14 protein-coding genes and 1 pseudogene are annotated in these 17,163 nt (G+C 73.7%); 9 read left to right on the plus strand and 6 right to left on the minus strand.

Going from position 1 to position 17,163, the window contains the following annotated elements:
• The 3 genes and pseudogenes from AB0E96_RS25230 to AB0E96_RS25240 all read right to left on the minus strand — a co-directional run.
• Positions 1-660 (minus strand): annotated as a pseudogene (locus AB0E96_RS25230) (hypothetical protein); the annotation flags it as partial.
• Between the two features lie 12 nt (positions 661-672).
• Positions 673-1,617 carry an NAD-dependent epimerase/dehydratase family protein gene (locus AB0E96_RS25235; RefSeq protein ID WP_359827556.1) on the minus strand — a complete coding sequence of 315 codons (945 nt, stop codon included), beginning with the start codon at positions 1,615-1,617 and terminating at the stop codon, positions 673-675.
• Positions 1,618-1,639: 22 nt separating this feature from the next.
• Positions 1,640-2,764, minus strand: coding sequence for a DegT/DnrJ/EryC1/StrS family aminotransferase (locus tag AB0E96_RS25240; protein ID WP_359827558.1), 1,125 nt, complete (start codon positions 2,762-2,764; stop codon positions 1,640-1,642).
• A gap of 379 nt (positions 2,765-3,143) precedes the next feature.
• On the opposite strand from AB0E96_RS25240, the gene AB0E96_RS25245 reads away from it, so the two are divergent.
• The 3 genes from AB0E96_RS25245 (at position 3,144) to AB0E96_RS25255 (ending at position 7,662) form a co-directional block, all read left to right on the plus strand.
• Positions 3,144-5,351: an MMPL family transporter gene (locus AB0E96_RS25245; RefSeq protein WP_359827559.1), complete on the plus strand. Its 2,208-nt coding sequence runs from the start codon at positions 3,144-3,146 to the stop codon at positions 5,349-5,351.
• A 245-nt stretch (positions 5,352-5,596) separates the two neighbouring features.
• The gene (locus AB0E96_RS25250; protein ID WP_359827560.1) at positions 5,597-6,988 is read left to right on the plus strand and encodes a sensor histidine kinase; all 1,392 of its coding nucleotides are present in this window, start codon (positions 5,597-5,599) and stop codon (positions 6,986-6,988) included.
• Complete coding sequence (locus AB0E96_RS25255; protein ID WP_359827561.1) at positions 6,985-7,662, plus strand: response regulator transcription factor; 678 nt, start codon at positions 6,985-6,987, stop codon at positions 7,660-7,662. Before AB0E96_RS25250 ends, AB0E96_RS25255 begins: the two co-directional genes overlap by 4 nt.
• 131 nt (positions 7,663-7,793) lie before the next feature.
• Here AB0E96_RS25255 and AB0E96_RS25260 read toward each other — a convergent pair whose 3' ends face one another.
• Positions 7,794-8,624, minus strand: a complete 831-nt coding sequence (locus AB0E96_RS25260; RefSeq protein ID WP_359827562.1) for an SAM-dependent methyltransferase — start codon at positions 8,622-8,624, stop codon at positions 7,794-7,796.
• Positions 8,625-8,891: 267 nt separating this feature from the next.
• On the opposite strand from AB0E96_RS25260, the gene AB0E96_RS25265 reads away from it, so the two are divergent.
• The 6 genes from AB0E96_RS25265 (at position 8,892) to AB0E96_RS25290 (ending at position 14,622) form a co-directional block, all read left to right on the plus strand.
• Positions 8,892-9,239 (plus strand): PRC-barrel domain-containing protein, encoded by a 348-nt coding sequence (locus AB0E96_RS25265; RefSeq protein ID WP_359827573.1) that lies wholly within the window; start codon positions 8,892-8,894, stop codon positions 9,237-9,239.
• A 202-nt stretch (positions 9,240-9,441) separates the two neighbouring features.
• Entirely contained in the window at positions 9,442-9,708 is a 267-nt protein-coding gene (locus AB0E96_RS25270; protein ID WP_359827563.1) for a metal-sensitive transcriptional regulator, read from the plus strand.
• 406 nt (positions 9,709-10,114) lie between these two features.
• Complete coding sequence (locus AB0E96_RS25275; protein WP_359827565.1) at positions 10,115-11,551, plus strand: hypothetical protein; 1,437 nt, start codon at positions 10,115-10,117, stop codon at positions 11,549-11,551.
• A 44-nt stretch (positions 11,552-11,595) separates the two neighbouring features.
• Positions 11,596-13,602 carry a phosphocholine-specific phospholipase C gene (locus AB0E96_RS25280; RefSeq protein WP_359827566.1) on the plus strand — a complete coding sequence of 669 codons (2,007 nt, stop codon included), beginning with the start codon at positions 11,596-11,598 and terminating at the stop codon, positions 13,600-13,602.
• 89 nt (positions 13,603-13,691) lie between these two features.
• Positions 13,692-14,165 (plus strand): VOC family protein, encoded by a 474-nt coding sequence (locus tag AB0E96_RS25285; protein WP_359827568.1) that lies wholly within the window; start codon positions 13,692-13,694, stop codon positions 14,163-14,165.
• Between the two features lie 4 nt (positions 14,166-14,169).
• Complete coding sequence (locus AB0E96_RS25290; protein ID WP_359827569.1) at positions 14,170-14,622, plus strand: SRPBCC domain-containing protein; 453 nt, start codon at positions 14,170-14,172, stop codon at positions 14,620-14,622.
• Positions 14,623-14,705: 83 nt separating this feature from the next.
• Here the strand turns inward: AB0E96_RS25290 and AB0E96_RS25295 are convergent, their stop codons facing one another.
• Both AB0E96_RS25295 and AB0E96_RS25300 read right to left on the minus strand, forming a co-directional pair.
• Positions 14,706-15,959: an aromatic acid exporter family protein gene (locus tag AB0E96_RS25295; protein ID WP_359827571.1), complete on the minus strand. Its 1,254-nt coding sequence runs from the start codon at positions 15,957-15,959 to the stop codon at positions 14,706-14,708.
• Positions 15,960-16,058: 99 nt separating this feature from the next.
• A complete protein-coding gene (locus tag AB0E96_RS25300; protein WP_359827572.1) occupies positions 16,059-16,793 on the minus strand; it encodes a polyprenol monophosphomannose synthase in 735 nt (244 codons plus the stop codon).
• Positions 16,794-17,163: the final 370 nt, after the last annotated feature.

The raw sequence follows: 17,163 nt of genomic DNA on the forward strand, positions 1-17,163 counted from the left end.
GGTGCGGGCGATCGGGCCCAGCCCCCAGGAGCCCGACATCAGCAGCACGCACCCGGCGCCCGCCGGCACGCCCAGCTCGGCCCGGGCGGCGGCCCGTTCCGGCGGCCGGTAGAAGGGCTGCCGCAGCGGCGCCGGCAGGACGGCGATGTCGGCGTCCGGCCGGTAGCGGCGCACCGCGCACGCGGCGACCTCCGAGGTGACCAGGAACAGGTCCGTCCCCTCCTGCACCCAGAGCCGGTGCGGCGTCACGTCGGTGCAGAACACGAAGTGCCGGAACCCCCGCTCCGGCGCCTGCCGCAGCAGCCGGTTGACCGCCGAGGTCGCGGTGGCGAACACGGAGACCACCAGCTGCGGCCGCTGCGCCTCGATCAGCTCCCGCAGCGCCGGGAGCAGCCGGCCGCGGGCCGCCGCGTCGGCGAGCAGGGCGAGCCGGGCACCGGGCCGCAGCGCCGAGAAGTGGAAGGCGTCGTACACCCCGGGCAGGTCGAGCAGCCGGCGGAACACGGCCTCCCCGGCGGCGCCCGAGCGCGGTCCGAGCAGGGCCATGGCGTCGACGGTGCGGGTGGTCCAGCCGCGTTCCCGCAGGGAGTCCGCGCAGGCCTGCGCCATCACGTCGTGCCCCTGCCCGAGTGAGCCGGAGACCAGCAGGGCGTGCGGCATCGGGCGGCCCCGTCAGCCGCCGGCGGCCGAGCCGACGGCGGCCCGGTACCAGTCCGCGTACCGCCGCACGCCGTCGGTGAAGTTGGTGCTCGGCGACCAGCCCAGCAGCCGCTTGGCCTGCGCCGAGGAGATCCGCCGCCCCGCGTAGTCGGCCTTGCGCCCGTCGATGTGCTCGATGGTGACGGGCCCCAGCAGCCCGTCCACGGTGTCGGCGATGTCCCGCACCGAGACGGCCGTCGAACCCTCCAGCGCGAAGGTCTGGTCCTCGGCGGCGGGGGACAGGGCCCGGACGTGGGCGTCCGCGAGGTCCTCGACGTAGACGAAGTTGCGGCTCTGCCGGCCGTCCCCGGCGATGGTGATCGGCCGGCCGGCCAGCGCGGCCTGGACGAACCGGGCGACGACCAGCTCGTCCCGCATCCGGGGGCCGTACGGGATGCCGTAGCGCAGGATGGTGAAGTGCTGCCCGTAGAGCTCGCGGTAGCTGTGCACCAGCATCTCCGCGGCGAGCTTGGTGGCCACGTACAGGTGGCCGCTGTGCTCCAGCTCGATCGGCACGTGCTCGTCCAACTCCTGCTCGCCGCTGTCGAGTTGCCCGTCGGCGAGGGCGGCGCCGTAGACCCAGACGGTGCTCGCCAGCACGGTCCGGCTCAGGCCGCTGCGCCGGGCGGCCTCCAGCACGGCCTCAGTGCCGTCGATGTTGGTCCGCACCGCGCGGACCGGGTCGGCGGACACCTGCTCGACGTCGGCCATCGCGGCCAGGTGGTAGACCACCTCGCTGCCGGCCAGTGCCGCGGTGAGGGCCTTGAGGTCGAGGACGTCGAGCCGGGCGTGCTCGGCGTCCGGGTTGAGGTACTTGTCGGTGGTGTCCACCGCGAGGACCTCGTGGCCGGCCGCGATCAGGTGGTCCACGACGTGTGAGCCGATGAACCCGCACCCCCCGGTGACGGCTATCCGCACGATCCTGCTCCCTTCGCTCCGGCTACCCGGCCACTCGCCGGTACACCGCGCAGACGGCGTCGACCACCTGCTCCGTCTCGTCCTCGGTCATGTCGGAGTGCACCGGGAGGCAGACCTGCCGGGCACAGACGTCCTCGGCCACCGGCAGCGCCTCGCGCCGGTACGGGGCGAGCACCGGCTGGAGGTGCAGCGGCAGGTCGTAGACCTCGCCGGACAGCCGGACCCCGTGCTCCTCGGCCACCGCCCGCTTGAACGCCGCGCGGTCCACGCCGGAGGGCAGCAGCGCCACGTACTTGTAGTAGTTGCCGCGGCAGCCGGGCGGTTCGAGCACCGGGTCGAGGCCGTCCAGCCCGGCCAGCGCCGCGTCGTAGCGGCGGGCGACGGCCCGGCGGGTCTCGATGAACTCCTTCAGCCGGCGCAGGTGCACCGCGCCGATCGCGGCGTGCGGCTCGCTCATCCGCCAGGAGTAGCCGAGCTTCACGTGGTGGTTGGTGGTGAAGGAGCCCTTGCCCTGGTCGCGGTAGACCCGGGCCTCGTCGCGCAGCTCCGGCGACTCGGTGAGGATCATGCCGCCCTCGCCGCTGGTGGTGACCTTGGTCGGGTAGAAGGAGAAGGCCCCGGCCAGGCCGAAGGTCCCGGCGGCGCGCCCGTCGAAGCTGCTGCCGTGGGCGTGCGCGGCGTCCTCGACCAGCGGGACGCCGTGCCGGTCGCACAGCGCCCGCACCGCGTCGACCTGCGGGCCGACCAGCCCGCCGATGTGCACCAGGACGACGGCGGCGGTGTCCGGGGTGAGCGCCGCCGCCAGGGTCTCGGGGGAGAGCGCGAGGGTGGCCGGGTCGACGTCGGCGAAGACCGGACGCCCGCCCGCGTGCACCACCGCCCCCGCGGTCGCGTAGAAGGTGACGGCGGGGACGACCACGTCGCGGCCCCGGACGTCGATGCTGCGCAGGATCACCTCCAGCGCCGCCGTGCCGCTGCTCACCGCGACGGCGTGCGAGGCGCCGTGCTCGGTGGCGAAGGCCTGCTCGAAGCGCTCGGTCCACGGACCGAGGGTCAGCGCGCCGGTGGTGAGCATCTCCGTCACCGCTTCGGCGACGGCCGCGCGGTCGCTCTCGTCGAACACGATGCGGGCGGCTGGAACGCCCATGGGCACCTCCGGCGGCGGGCTGCGAAAGCAGCACCGATCGGGTCGGATCATCCCGAACCGCACGTCAGCGGACGGGTCAGGCACATCACGCTACTTCGCCCACCGGTCCGCGGCCCGCCGTCGCCGCCCGCACGGGTGACCGGATCTGCTTCCGTCGCAGGTCCGGGCACTGCTTCCGGGGTAGGGCGTGCCCTCCTCCGTGCGGGGGAGGGCCCTACTGCGTCCGCAGTACGCAAACGGCCTGCGCAGGGACGACGACGGAGCAGGGGTCGGCGATCAAGGATTGGTCATGCTGCGGCGGACCGCGTCCACCAGGGCGTCCGGCCGGCCGTGGCACCACCCGTTTCCGAGAACAGCATCCGAAGGAGTCCGCTCTCCCGTGGCCACGTTCCTCTACCGCCTGGGCCGATGGGCCTTCGTCCGGCGCCGGCTGGTGACCTTCCTCTGGGTCGCCGTGCTGGCAGCCGTCGGAGTCCTGGCGGCCAAGGCGCCCGCCGCACCCGACGACGGCTTCGCGATGCCCGGCACGGAAGCGCAGAAGGCCTTCGACCTGATGAACGAGCGCTTCCCCGGCGGCCACGCCGACGGGGCCTCGGCGCGCCTGGTGTTCGTCGCCCCCTCCGGCCAGAAGATCACTGCCGGCCCCAACCAGCAGGTGGTCGAGCGGACGGTCGACGAGCTCGCCCACTCCGAGCAGGTCACCGCCGCGGTGGACCCGTTCAAGATGCAGGGCGCCGTCTCCCAGGACGGCACCACCGCCTACGCGACGGTCAACTACTCCGCCAAGGCCGGCGAGGTGTCCAAGGCCGCCACCGACACCCTGGAGCAGGCGGCCCAGCACGGCCGGGACGCCGGTCTCAAGGTCGAGATCGGCGGCACCGCGCTGATGGCCAAGCCCGAGGCGGGCGGCAGCAGCGAGGCGATCGGCATGGCGCTGTCCGCCGTCGTCCTGGTGATCACCTTCGGCTCGCTGGTCGCGGCCGGCCTGCCGCTGCTCACCGCGGTCGTCGGCGTCGGCCTCGGCATGGCGCTGATCACCGCGCTCGGCAGCACCCTCGGACTCTCCACCACCACCGGCACGCTCGCGATGATGCTCGGCCTCGCGGTCGGCATCGACTACGCGGTGTTCATCGTCTCCCGCTACCGCGCCGAGCTCGCCGAGGGCCGCACGCCGCAGGAGGCGGCGGGCCGGGCCGTCGGCACCGCGGGGTCCGCGGTGGTCTTCGCCGGCCTCACCGTGGTGATCGCGCTCGCCGGCCTCTCCGTGGTCGGCATCCCGATCCTCGCCAAGATGGGCATGGCCGCCGCCGGCACGGTCGTGATCGCGGTGCTGGTCGCCCTCACCCTGGTCCCCGCGCTGCTCGGCTTCCTCGGCCGCAAGGTGCTGCCCCGCAAGGCCCGAAAGGCCCGTGGCGCGGCGGCCGCCGCCCCGGTCGCGAAGGAGAACGGCGGCGCCCGCTGGGCCCGCTTCATCCTGCGCCGCCCGCTCGCGGTACTGCTCGGCGGTGTGATCGGCCTCGGCGTGCTCGCCGCCCCCGCGCTCGACCTGCGCCTCGGCCTGCCGGGCGACGAGTCCAAGCCCACCTCCACCACCCAGCGCCGCGCCTACGACCTGCTCTCCGAGGGCTTCGGTCCCGGCTTCAACGGCCCGCTGACGGTCATGGTGGACGCCAAGGGCGTCGCCGACCCGAAGGCCGCCGCGGGCGAGGTCGCCAAGAAGGTCTCCGCCCTGCCCGGGGTCGTCGCGGTGACGCCGCCGATGTTCAACCCGGCGGGCGACACGGCCCTGCTCAACGCCGTCCCGGCGACGGGCCCGAGCGAGGCCGAGACCAAGGACATCGTGCACGCCATCCGTGACGACGCGGCCGGCCTGAAGTCGGCCACCGGGGCGACGGTCCTGGTCAGCGGCACCACGGCGATGAACATCGACGTCTCGCAGAAGATGTCCGACGCGCTGGTGCCCTACCTCGCCGTGGTCGTCGGCCTCGCCGTCCTGCTGCTGATGGTGGTCTTCCGCTCCGTCCTCGTCCCGCTGAAGGCGGCCCTCGGCTTCCTGCTCTCGGTGGTCGCCGCGCTCGGCGCGGTGGTCGCGGTCTTCCAGTGGGGCTGGCTGGCCGATCTGATCGGCGTGGAGCAGACCGGCCCGGTGATGAGTATGATGCCGATCTTCATGATCGGTGTGGTCTTCGGCCTCGCCATGGACTACGAGGTGTTCCTGGTCACCCGGATCCGTGAGGGCTTCGTCCACGGCGAGGAGCCCGGCGAGGCGATCGTCACCGGCTTCCGCCACAACGCCCGGGTGGTCACCGCCGCCGCGTTCATCATGATCGCCGTCTTCGCCGGCTTCATCGGGATGAGCGAGCCCATGATCAAGATGATGGGCCTGGGCCTCGCCGCGGCCGTCGCCTTCGACGCCTTCATCGTCCGGATGACGGTCGTCCCGGCCGTCCTCGCCCTGCTCGGCCGCCGCGCCTGGTGGCTGCCGCGCTGGCTCGACCGGCTGATACCGGACGTGGACGTCGAGGGCAGCAAGCTGGCGACCACCGCCCCCGAGCCGACCCCGGCCCGCGAGTCCGTCACCGTCTAGGACGGCACTCGTCCGGGCCCGGCCCGGCACCACCGCGGCCAGGTCCGGGCACTGCCCGGGCCTGGCCCGGCTCGAATCGGCCCGGACACCGGTTCGAGCCCAACCGTTACCGTTGCTGTCGGGGGCCACCGCCCGTGCGGAGGCCCCCGACCCGGCCCGCCGCCCCCCACCGGGGCCGGCGCGGCACGAACTGGCGTGGCCCGGCGAGGGTGCGGCCAGGGCACCCCGACCCGGAGAGCACGACCATGAGCGACACCTGGCAGCGCCTGCGCCGCGACCACCCCCGGCTGCTCGACGCCGCCGGCGGCGTGGCCCTGCTCACGATCACCGCCCTCGGCGCCACCACCGACCAGACCGCCGGGCGGTTCATCAAGGCCGACCCGACGACCTGCGCCCTCGCGCTCATCGCCGCCGTCGCCGTCTTCTTCCACCGCCGCTGCCCGCGCGCCGTGCTCGCCGTCACGCTCTTCTGCACCATGCTGCTCGCCTGGAGCAGCCCCCGGCTCACCCCGATGCTGGCCGCCCCGCTGCTGCTCGCGCTCTACTTCCTCGCCGTCCGCACCGACCGCGCCACCGCGTTCCGCGCCTCGGTCCTCACCGCCGTCCTGCTCACCGGGATCTCCCTGCTGTTCGGCCCCAGCGGCCCGGTCGGCGAACGGATCAGCGTCCTGGCCTGGGCCCTGCTGCCCGGTGCCCTCGGCGACTCCATCCGCAACCGCCGCGCGCACCTCGCGGCCATCGAGGAACGCGCCGAACGCGCCGAACGCACCCGCGAGGAGGAGGCCCTCCGGCGGGTCGCCGACGAGCGCATCAGGATCGCCCGCGACCTGCACGACGTCGTGGCCCACCACATAGCCCTCGCCAACGCCCAGGCCGGCATCGCCGTCCACCTCATGGACAGCCACCCCGTCCAGGCCCGCGAGGTGCTCAGCCACATCACCGACGCCACCGGCTCGGCCCTCCAGGAACTGCGCGCCACCGTCGGCCTGCTGCGCCGCGCCGAGGAGCCCGCCCCGCTGGAACCCACCCCCGGCCTCGACCGGCTGCCCGAGCTGATCAACACCTTCGAGCGGGCCGGACTGCCGGTCCGGCTCACCGTCGAGGGTGAGGCCCGCCCGCTGTCGCCCGGCGTGGACCTCACCGCCTTCCGGATCGTCCAGGAGGCGCTCACCAACGTGGCCAAGCACGCCCACGGCGCCGACGCCGAGATCACCCTCGCCTACACCGGCAGCCGGGTCGCGGTCAGCGTCGCCAACCGCCGCCCGACCACGCCCGGCCGCCCCCGCGCCGTCCCCCGGGCCCAGCACCCGCCGGGCGAGAACGGCTTCGGGCTGATCGGCATGCGCGAGCGGGCCGGCGCGGTCGGCGGCCGGCTCAGCGCCGACCGTCGGCCCGACGGCGGATTCCTGGTCACGGCCGAACTGCCGCTGCGCACCGGAGCCCGCGACGACGGCCCCGAGGCCACGGGCGGCCTCACCGCCGCCGACGTCGCTCGCGCCGCCCAGGCCGCCCGCACTGCCCGCACCGATCGCCCGGCACCGGCCGAAGCGACACCAGCCGAAGCGACACCAGCCGAAGGACAGGACCGCGCCGCCCGAGCGGGCGGCGCGGTCCGAGAGGACAGGGACCACGCATGACCATCCGGGTACTGCTCGCCGACGACCCGGCCCTGCTGCGCGGTGCCTTCCGCCTGCTGATCGAGGCGGAGGAGGACATGGAGGTGGTCGGCGAGGCGGCCGACGGCCGGGAGGCCGTCGAACTCGCCCGGGCCACCAAGCCCGACCTCGTCCTCATGGACATCCGGATGCCCGGCACCGACGGCCTCGGCGCGACCGCCGAGATCTGCGGTGACGAGGAGCTGTCCGGCACCCGCGTGCTCATCCTCACCACCTTCGAGATCGACGAGTACGTGGCCCAGGCGCTGCGGGCCGGCGCCGGCGGCTTCCTCGGCAAGGGCGCCGACCCGAAGGAACTGCTCGCCGCCGTCCGCACCGTCGCGGCGGGCGAGGCGCTGCTCTCACCCGCCGCCACCCGGGCCGTGATCGACAAGTTCCTGGCCCAGCCGGAGCCGGCGTCCGGCACCTCCACGAGCGAGCGGCTGTCGGTCCTCACCGCCCGTGAGCGCGAGGTGATGTCGATGGCCGCCACCGGCCTCACCAACGAGGAGATAGCGGAGCGGATGTTCGTCAGCCCCTTCACCGTCCGCACCCACGTCCACCGGGCGATGTCCAAGCTCGACGCCCGCGACCGCGCCCAGCTCGTCGCGATCGCCTACCAGACCGGCCTGGTCCCGCCCGGCCGTCCCGTCTGAGCGGTCCGGGCGCGGGCCCGCACCCGGCGGGCCCGGCCGTGGCGGCGCCGACGGGCCGGGTCCGTGACGCCCGACGGACCCCGTGATGCCCGATGGACCCCGTCGGGACGGGGGGCCGTCCGGCTCGCGTCTCAGGGCTTGCGGGCCACCGCGCCGTACATGCTGACGCGGTCGGCGCCCCGGGCGGGGACGGTGTCGGGACGCCAGAGGGCGACGGTGGTGACACCGGGGTCGAGGAGGTCGAGGCCGTCGAAGAACGCCTCGACCTCCGCGCAGGAGCGGCCCACGAGGGGTGCGGTGGCCTTGTCGTAGACGCCGGTGACCCGGTCGCGGATCTCGGCCGGGATGAAGTCGGCGGTGCCGTGCGAGAGGACGAGGTGGCTGCCGGAGGGCAGGGCGTCCAGCAGCGTGGCGAGGGCCTGGTGGGGCTCGTCCTCGTCGCGCAGGAAGTGGAGGACGGCGGCGAGGACGAGTCCGACCGGGCGGGAGAAGTCCAGCAGTCGCTCCGCCCGGACGGCGTCCAGCAGGGCGGCGGGTTCACGCAGGTCGGCCCGGATGACGGTGGTGCGGCCGGGGCCCGAGCCCGCCATCAGGGCACGGGCGTGGCTGAGCACGATCGGGTCGTTGTCCACGTAGGCGACCCGTGCGCCCGGCCGGGCCGCCTGGGCGATCTCGTGGGTGTTGCCGACCGTGGGGATGCCGGTGCCGACGTCGAGGAACTGGTCGATGCCGAGGTCGGCGACGCACCGTACCGCCCGGGTGAGGAAGCCGCGGTTGGCGCGGGCCGTGGAGCGGAACTCCGGGTTGGCGGTGAGCGCCTTCTCGGCGGCGGCGCGGTCGGCGGGGAAGTTGTCCTTCCCGCCGAGGTAGTAGTCGTACATCCGGGCCGGGTGCGGCACGTCGGGCCGCAGGTCGGCCGGCATCCCGGCCTCGCCGGACTCCCACATGTTCTCGTATCCCACGGCTGCGGTTCCTTCCGACCAGACACCACTGACGATCAACTCCGGCCCTGCTGGCGGACAGCCTAAAGCCCAGGTCATGACCCTGGCGCCGGGTTGGTCGGGTCACCCCCGTATGTCCCTTTCGTCGGCTCCCCTCCACCCGGGGCGGCGGGCCGGTGCGCCCTGCCCCGCCGCGCGCGCCCGCCGCTCCCGGCGCAGGATGGGAAGCCGGAGCAGTGGAACAGTGGCGGAACAGCCGGGACGGGAGGTCGGGCCGTGAGCATCGCGATGGCGGACATCCGTGAGTGGCGGAGCCACGCCGTGGTCGACGAGAAGGGCCACCGCATCGGTTCACTGGAGTCGGTCTACGTGGAGACGGCCAGCGACGAGCCGTTCTTCGCCACCGTCACGGTCGGCTTCGCCGGCCGGCGCCGACTGGTGTTCGTCCCGCTGGACGGGGCGGTGGCCGGGCCGGACTACCTCCGGGTGGCGTACCCGCGCAACCACGTCAAGCAGGCCCCGTCGATCGGCACCGACGACGTGCTGCCCGCCGAGGACGAGCCCGCCGTGTTCGCCCACTACGAGCTCCCCTACGCGACCGGCGCCGGCGGGGAACGCCGCCTGGCCCGTCGCTGAACCGCGCCCGCCCACCGAGCCGTACCCATGGGTGAGGCTTCACCCGTCGCCGCGTCGTACCCGATGTCGCGTCGCACCCGCCCCTTCCCGGGGTGTGTCCTGCCCGGGAGTCACCGGGCAGGCACGGCGTTCGCCACCCGGGAATGAATACCCCGCCGGGTACACTTGTCCATCGACAGTCGATGTGAAAGGCGGCCCCGACATGCAGGTGGACGAGGAGGCGGTCGGCGCGGTCCTGAACCGGCTGCGCCGCGCGCAGGGCCAGTTGGCCGGAGTGATCGCGATGATCGAGGCGGGCCGGGACTGCAAGGACGTGGTCACCCAGCTCGCCGCCGTCTCGCGCGCGCTCGACCGGGCCGGGTTCAAGATCGTCGCGAGTGGCATGCGCCAGTGCATGGCCGCCGCCGACGAGGGTGCCCCGCCGATGAGCGAGGCCGAGCTGGAGAAGCTCTTCCTCGCCCTGGCCTGACCGGCGGCACGGGGTTCGGGAGTACGGCCCGACGGGGGCTGCGGTGGATCGCTCCGCCGCAGCCCCCGTCGCGTGCTCGCGGCAGGGCGGCGGAAGGCCCTTGTCCCGTACCTTTGCCCGCGCGTCCGCCGGCACCTCTGCCCGCACCTCCGCCGGGGCGGCTCCGCCCGCGCGTCCGTGTCGCCCCCGAACCACCGCCGCCCACCGAAGTTCCCACGCCGCCCGACACTCCGTCACGCGTCGTTCACGCCCCGGTCGCCGGTCTTCGGGTGAATGAGGGCGCCGCCCGCAGTTGTACAGCCAACTGTGGCGCGCTCCCTTTCTCCCAGTCTCCGTGACCAGCCGTACCCGGCCCCGGCGAACCGTCCCCCGGCGGATCCGGCGCCGGGCGGCGGACAGGACAACCGTGGCCGCAGGCAGCGCCCTGACGCTCAGCTCCTCCAACAACCCCACCGAAGGCGACCGGCTGACCTTCCACTGGACCACCGACGCCCCCGACGCCAAGAACTGGGTCGGCATCTACGACGGCGACCGCCGGCCCGGCACCGGTGGTTCGCTGCTGTGGAAGTACACCGCCGCCGCCTCGGGCGACGTCCAGCTCGACACCTCCGCGCTGACCGGCGGCCCGTACACCGCCTACCTGCTGGCCAAGGACGGCTATGGCATCCTCGCCAGGACCGAGCCGTTCAGCTTCCGCCCGAAGCCCGCCGTCGTCCGCCCGCACGCCGCCGTCGACGCGTTCACCGCCACGCCCGTCGCCCCGGGCGCCGCGGTGACGGTCAGGATCGGCGGCCTCTGGTCCCGCCCGGCCGGCAACCCGGCCGGCTCCGCCGGCTACCGCAAGGTCGGCGGCCCGGCCTGGGCCTCCGTCAGTGCCGACGGCACGCTCACCGGCACCGCCCCCGCGGCCCCGGGCAAGAACCCCGAGCCGGTGGTCGTCGGCGTCAAGGACAGCGCGGGCGCCACCGACACCGTCACCGTCCTCGTCCCGGTGGTGGACCCGGCCGCCCCGCCGCGCCTCAAGGCCGCCAGCTGGAACCTGCACGACGCGGGCTCGGCGTACACCGACGCGTTGGAGAAGCAGCTGCGGGTGGTCCTCGCCCAGGGGTTGGACGTGCTGGCCCTCCAGGAGACCGCGGGGGAGCGGGCCAAGACCCTGGCCGACGCCCTCGGCTGGTACGCCTACCAGAGCCCGGGCAGCATCGGCATCCTCAGCCGCCACCCGCTCGCCGACGTCACCCCGGTGACCGCCGAACTGCCCGCCGCCGCGGCCACCCTGCGACTGCCCGGCGGCCGCAGCGTTCGGTTCTGGGCCGCCCACCTGGACGAGACGGGCTACGGCCCGTACGCCGTCCAGGACGGCCGGTCCGCCGCCGAGGTGGAAGCCGCGGAGAACGGCTCGCTGCGGCTGAGGCAGGCCAGGGCGCTGGCCGCCGCGGTCCGTGCGGACATCGCCCGGCGCGTCCCGGTGGTGCTGGCCGGCGCGCTCTCCTCGCCCTCGCACCGGGACTGGACGGCCGCCACCGCCGCCGCCCACCAGGGGGTCGGCGCGCTCGCCTGGCCGGTCACCGTGGCCCTGCAGGGCGCCGGACTCACCGACACCTTCCGCGAGGAGAACCGCGACCCGGTCAAGGCCCCGGGCCACACCTGGTCGCCCACCCGCAAGCGGCGCGGTGACCGCCCCGAGCCTCAGGACCGCGTCGACTACGTGCAGTACGCGGGTCCGCTGAAGCTGGTGGAGGCGCACACCCTGGTCGCCGACTGGCCGCAGCCCGAGCCCGGCTCCGCCGCCAACGAGTGGCCCTCCGACACCGCCGCCGCGGTCGCCACCTTCCAGCTCTGAGCTCACCGGCTCCCCAACCACCAGCCCCGAGAGGCCAGTTCGTCATGCCCGAGCTCTCCCGCCGCACCTTCGTGGGCGCCACCGCGGCCGCCGGCGCCACCGCACTGACCGGCCTGACGGCCGCCCGGGCCGCAGCCGCCCCGGCCCCCGGTGCCCCGGCCCCCGCCGCCGCTCCCGGCGCCCCGCTCACCGGCACCATCAAGGACGTCCGGCACGTCGTCGTCCTGATGCAGGAGAACCGTTCCTTCGACCACTACTTCGGCACCCTGGCCGGCGTCCGCGGCTTCGGCGACAAGCAGGCGCTCCAGTTCCCGGACGGCACCGACGTGTTCCGCCAGCCCGACAGCCGGCGCAGCGACGGCGGCGCGATGCTGCCGTACCGGATGGACACCGCGAAGTACAACGCGCAGAACGCCGGAGGCCTGCCGCACGACTGGGCCACCGGCCACCAGGCCATCAACAACGGCGCGATGAACAAGTGGATCGCCGCCAAGGGCGAGCGCACCATGGGCTACTTCACCCGGGACGACATCCCCTACCAGTACGCCCTGGCCGACGCGTTCACCGTCTGCGACGCCTACTTCACCTCGCTGGCCGGCCCGACCGACCCCAACCGCCTCTACCTGTGGACCGGCACCGCGGGGCCCGGCCGGGACGGCACCACCGGCCCGTGGATCGACAACACCCCGGTCACCGACAACCCCGTCGCCGACTGGACCACCTACGCCGAGCGCCTGGAGGCGGCCGGAGTCAGCTGGCGCGTCTACCACAACCCCAGCAAGGACGACCGCACCGGCGACTACGACGACAACGCCCTCTCCTACTTCAAGCAGTTCCACGCCTTCCCGCACGACGACCCGCGGTACGTCAACGCGATGACCAGGTTCGACCCCACCGACTTCGACCGCCACTGCAAGGACGGGACCCTGCCGACCGTCTCCTGGCTGGTCGCGCCCTACCTGTTCTCCGAGCACCCGGAGGCCGGTCCGGCCTACGGCGCGCACTGGGTCGACCAGGCCCTGCAGTCGCTGATGTCCAACCCGGAGGTCTGGCGGCACACCGTCTTCCTGGTGATGTACGACGAGAACGACGGCTACTTCGACCACATGGTGCCGCCCACCCCCGAGCCCGGCACCCCCGAGGAGTTCACCCAGGGACGGGCCATCGGCCTGGGCAACCGGGTGCCGCTCTGGGTGCTCTCGCCCTGGTCGCGCGGCGGCTGGGTCAACTCCCAGGTCTTCGACCACACTTCGGTGCTGCGCTTCCTGGAGCTGGTCACCGGGGTGGCCGAGCCCAACATCTCGGCCTGGCGCCGGGCCGTCTGCGGAGACCTCACCAGCTGCTTCGACTTCGCCGCTCCGGAGCACTCGATCCCGGTGCTGCCCGACACCAAGGCCCTGATGGCCAGGGCCGACGCGGGCACCGAGCTGCCCGGCGTCGCGCTCCCGGCGGTCGGCGCCCAGGCGATGCCGGTCCAGGAGCGCGGCGAGCGCCCGCACCGCCCGCTGCCGTACCAGCCGTGGGCCGACGTCGAGGTGGACCGAAAGACCGGCAAGGTCACCTGCGCGATGAGCAACGACGGCTCGGTGGCGTTCCCGTACACCGTCTACCCGAACATCCTGCTGCCCTTCGCGGGCACCCCGTACACCGTCGCCCCCGGCGCCACCGCCCGGTACGTCTGGGACGCCGCCGCCACCGGCGGCCGCTACGACTTCACCGTCCACGGCCCGGACGGCTTCGTCCGGCGCTTCGCCGGCACCGTGGTGCGCGACGGCCAGGACGGCCAGAACGACATCGGCGTGCCGATCGTCACCGCCGACCTGCGGGGCAACCGCAAGCTCACCCTGCAGGTGGCCAACGACGGGATGACCGACGTGGCCTTCACCGCCGCGCCCAACGACTTCGCGGGTACCGCGCAGACCGTCTGGGTCAAGCCCGGCAAGCAGGCCGACCTGGCCTGGCCGCTGGACCAGCAGGGCCGCTACGACGTCGTCGTGACCGCCCACACCGGCCGGCGCTTCGTCCAGCGCTACGCGGGCTGGGTGCACTGACGCGGGGACCGCCGGCCGGGGGCGCCGATCCGGTGACCCCCGGCCGTGGCTCGGCCGCGCCGACGGACCGCGCCGTTACCGTCGGGCGCATGCAGAAAATCACCACCTGCCTCTGGTTCGACGACCAGGCCGAAGCGGCCGCCGCCTTCTACACCTCGCTGCTCCCCGACTCCCGGGTCACCAGGACCACCCACTACGGCGACTCCGGCCCGCGCCCGGCGGGCACGGTGATGACCGTCGAGTTCGAGCTCGCCGGCCGGGCGTACGTCGCCCTCAACGGGGGCCCCGAGTTCCACTTCACCGAGGCGATCTCGCTCCAGGTGGAGTGCGAAGACCAGCGGGAGGTCGACCGGCTCTGGACGGCACTCACCGCGGACGGCGGCCGGCCCGGCCCGTGCGGCTGGCTCAAGGACCGCTACGGCCTCTCCTGGCAGATCACCCCCCGGGTGCTGCTCGACCTGGTCGCGGGCGAGGACCGGGCCAGGGCGGACCGCGTCTTCGCGGCCATGCTGCGGATGCAGAAGATCGAGATCCAACCGCTGCTCGACGCGGCCGAGGGGTGAGCGCGTGACCGCCCCCCTCAGCCACCGCGGCATCACCTACCTGCGGGCCACGCCGGAGCGGGTCTGGCACGCGCTCACCAACGCCGACGAGTCGGGGCTCTACTGGGGCCATCGCAACGTCTCCACCTGGCTGCTCGGCGCGCCTTGGGAGCACCAGCGGACCGACGGCTCCGGCATCGCCGACGTCATCGGCACCGTGGAGGCGGTCGACCGCCCGCACCTGCTGGTCACCACCTGGGCCGGGCCGCAGGAGGAGCGCGGCGGCTGGCCCTCCCGGGTCACCATGGAGATCCAGGGCTGGCAGGACCTCACCAGGCTGACCGTGACCCACGAGAACCTCGCCGACGAGACCGCGCGGGCGGACGCGGAGCAGGGCTGGTCGGCGGTGCTCGCCAACCTCAAGACCTACCTGGAGACCGGCCACCCGCTGCCGCAGCAGCCCTGGCTGATGCCCTGACCCACCCGGCGGCCCAGCCCGGCCGCCCGATCCGGGGGCGGGACCCCGGGGCCGGGACCCGAGGCCCCGCGACGGCGCCCGGCCTACGCCGCCGGGCGCTCCGTCTCCACGGGCCTGCGCCCGCCGCGGACCCGCTCGCCGCGCAGCAGCCGGCGCAGCGCGGCGTAGCGGGAGAACCGCTCCCGGTTCGCCACCGAGGCCCGGTCCAGCTCCTCCATCAGCCGCCGGCTGCGGTGCTCCAGGTCCATCTCGTCCAGGATGCGGTCCACCTCGGCCAGTATCGAACCGTGCAACTGCCAGGCCTCCGGGTGCTCCTGGACCTTGCGCAGCAGCGCCTGGGCGACGTTCTCCCGGCACGTCCAGGCCGCCGCGAGTTCGGCGGTCAGCCGCTCCTCGGCCTCCTCGGCGTTGCGGCTCACCTGGGTGGTGACCAGCACCGCGTAGCTGACCATCGCGCCGCCCACGTGCGCCAGCAGCTCCTCCAGTCCCACCGCGACGTCCGGCGGGAAGAGCCGCTCCTGGGGCCCGCGCCGCTTGGCCAGGTCGGTCAGCGAACGGGCCAGCACCCGGATCACGACGACGCAGATCTCCAGGGTGTCCAGCCCGGTGCGCAGCACCAGCCGGGACAGCAGCCCCTCGCTGATCCGCGGGTTGAACCGCAGGCTGTCCTCGGCCTGGCGCAGCGCCGCGTCCACGTCGGCGATCGCCTGGTCCAGCCTGCGGGCCTCGTGCAGCCGCTCGGCGGCCCGGGCCACCGGGGTGGGGCGGCCCAGTTCCTCGGAGATGTCGAGCAGCAGCTGGCGGGCCCGGCGGGCGAGGTCCTCGATCGACTCCCCGGCGGTGTCCAGCCAGACCGGCGGCGCGAACAGCAGGTTGAACAGCAGGCCGACGGCGGCGCCGATCAGCGTCTCCAGCACCCGGTCCCAGGCCTGCGAGGCCAGTTTGGTCACGCCCAGGATCAGCATCGCGCTGATCGCGACCTCCTGGACGAACTCCTCGACCCGCACGAAGCGGCCGACGACCAGCGAGGCCAGGATGATCAGCCCGAGGCTCCACCAGGAGAGCCCGACCACGGCGCTGAACCCGATCGCGATCAGCACTCCGACCACCACCGAGTTGACGCGGCGGATGCTCATCTTGAGGGTCGAGTAGACGGTGACCTGGACGACCAGCAGCGCGGTCAGCGGCGCCGTCAGCGGGGCGGGCTCGCTGCTCAGCCGCGTCGCCACCACGTAGGCGATGGTGGCCGCGAAGGTGGCCCGGACGGTCTGGACCACGAAGGGCTCTCGGGCGCCGCGGCGGACCAGGTCCGCGAGTTTCTCCGGGAGAAGGGCCATGTCGCCCTTCTTCCCCGCATCCGCCGTTCACACCGCCCCCGGGGCCGTCCGGCACCCGTACGACCGCATCGGGGTCGGCCGCGCTCCCGCCCGTGCCCGCTAGCCCTCGCGGTTGAAGCGCAGCTTCCAGGGGGCCAGCGCGGACTCGACCTGCACGCCCATGCTCATCTTGGACGCGCCCTCGATCCGCTCCTCGAAGCGGATCGGCACCTCGCGGATCGTCAGGCCCTGCTTGACGACCCGGTAGTTCATCTCGACCTGGAAGGAGTAGCCGTTGCTCTGCACGGTCGGCAGGTCGATGGCGCGCAGGGTGTCGGCCCGCCAGGCCTTGAACCCGGCGGTGGCGTCCTTCACGCCGAGGCTGAGGATCGCGTTGACGTAGAGGTTCGCCCAGGCGGAGAGCGCCTTGCGGTGCCAGGGCCACTCCTCGGCGGTCGAGCCGCCGTCGACGTAGCGGGAGCCCAGTACGACGGCGGTGTCCTCGGTGAGCAGCGCCTCGACCATCGCGGGTATCGCCGAGGCCGGGTGGGAGAGGTCGGCGTCCATCTGCACCACGATGTCCGCGCCCTCGTCCAGGGCCTTGGCCATGCCGGCCAGGTAGGCGCGGCCGAGGCCGTCCTTCTCGGTGCGGTGCAGCACGCCCACGGTGCCGTCGGAGTCCGCGGCGAGTTTGTCGGCGATCTCGCCGGTGCCGTCGGGTGAGTTGTCGTCGACGACCAGCAGGTGCAGATCGGGCACCGGGAGCTCGGCGAGCATGCCAGCGAGGACCGGCAGGTTCTCCCGCTCGTTGTACGTGGGGACGACCACAACGACCTTGGGGGAGGCCTCGACCATGTTCTGTTTCCCTCGTGCCCTTGCCGGCGGCACGCTGCCGTACCGGTCGGATTTCCTGATGACCTGCGGTGGTTGGACCGTGTGAGTGTATCGGTGGCCCGGACCCCTTCCTCTCCCGGCCGGAAAGCGGACCTCCGTTCGACCACGGTGCGCTACGGTGACGGGCGGCATCCACCCAGAACGGTATCTCCGGAGAACGCCTGTGACGTCCCGTCGTACCATCCTCCTGCCCGCCACCGCCCTGGTCCTCGCGCTGACCGCGCTGACCGGATGCGGCTCCGCGCTCGACCGCGGCCCTGGCTCGTGCTCGCCATCTGCTGCATGAGCCTGCTGATCGTCAGCCTCGACAACACCATCCTGAACGTGGCCC

Source organism: Kitasatospora sp. NPDC036755 (assembly GCF_040636595.1).
GTDB lineage: Bacteria > Actinomycetota > Actinomycetes > Streptomycetales > Streptomycetaceae > Kitasatospora.

Coding starts and splice junctions, on each gene's coding strand:
- AB0E96_RS25240 (WP_359827558.1), bottom strand. CDS start 2,764: ATGGGCGTTCCAGCCGCCCGCATCGTGTTCGACGAGAGCGACCGCGCG.
- AB0E96_RS25250 (WP_359827560.1), top strand. CDS start 5,597: ATGAGCGACACCTGGCAGCGCCTGCGCCGCGACCACCCCCGGCTGCTC.
- AB0E96_RS25255 (WP_359827561.1), top strand. CDS start 6,985: ATGACCATCCGGGTACTGCTCGCCGACGACCCGGCCCTGCTGCGCGGT.
- AB0E96_RS25265 (WP_359827573.1), top strand. CDS start 8,892: ATGGCGGACATCCGTGAGTGGCGGAGCCACGCCGTGGTCGACGAGAAG.
- AB0E96_RS25270 (WP_359827563.1), top strand. CDS start 9,442: ATGCAGGTGGACGAGGAGGCGGTCGGCGCGGTCCTGAACCGGCTGCGC.
- AB0E96_RS25280 (WP_359827566.1), top strand. CDS start 11,596: ATGCCCGAGCTCTCCCGCCGCACCTTCGTGGGCGCCACCGCGGCCGCC.
- AB0E96_RS25285 (WP_359827568.1), top strand. CDS start 13,692: ATGCAGAAAATCACCACCTGCCTCTGGTTCGACGACCAGGCCGAAGCG.
- AB0E96_RS25295 (WP_359827571.1), bottom strand. CDS start 15,959: ATGGCCCTTCTCCCGGAGAAACTCGCGGACCTGGTCCGCCGCGGCGCC.
- AB0E96_RS25300 (WP_359827572.1), bottom strand. CDS start 16,793: ATGGTCGAGGCCTCCCCCAAGGTCGTTGTGGTCGTCCCCACGTACAAC.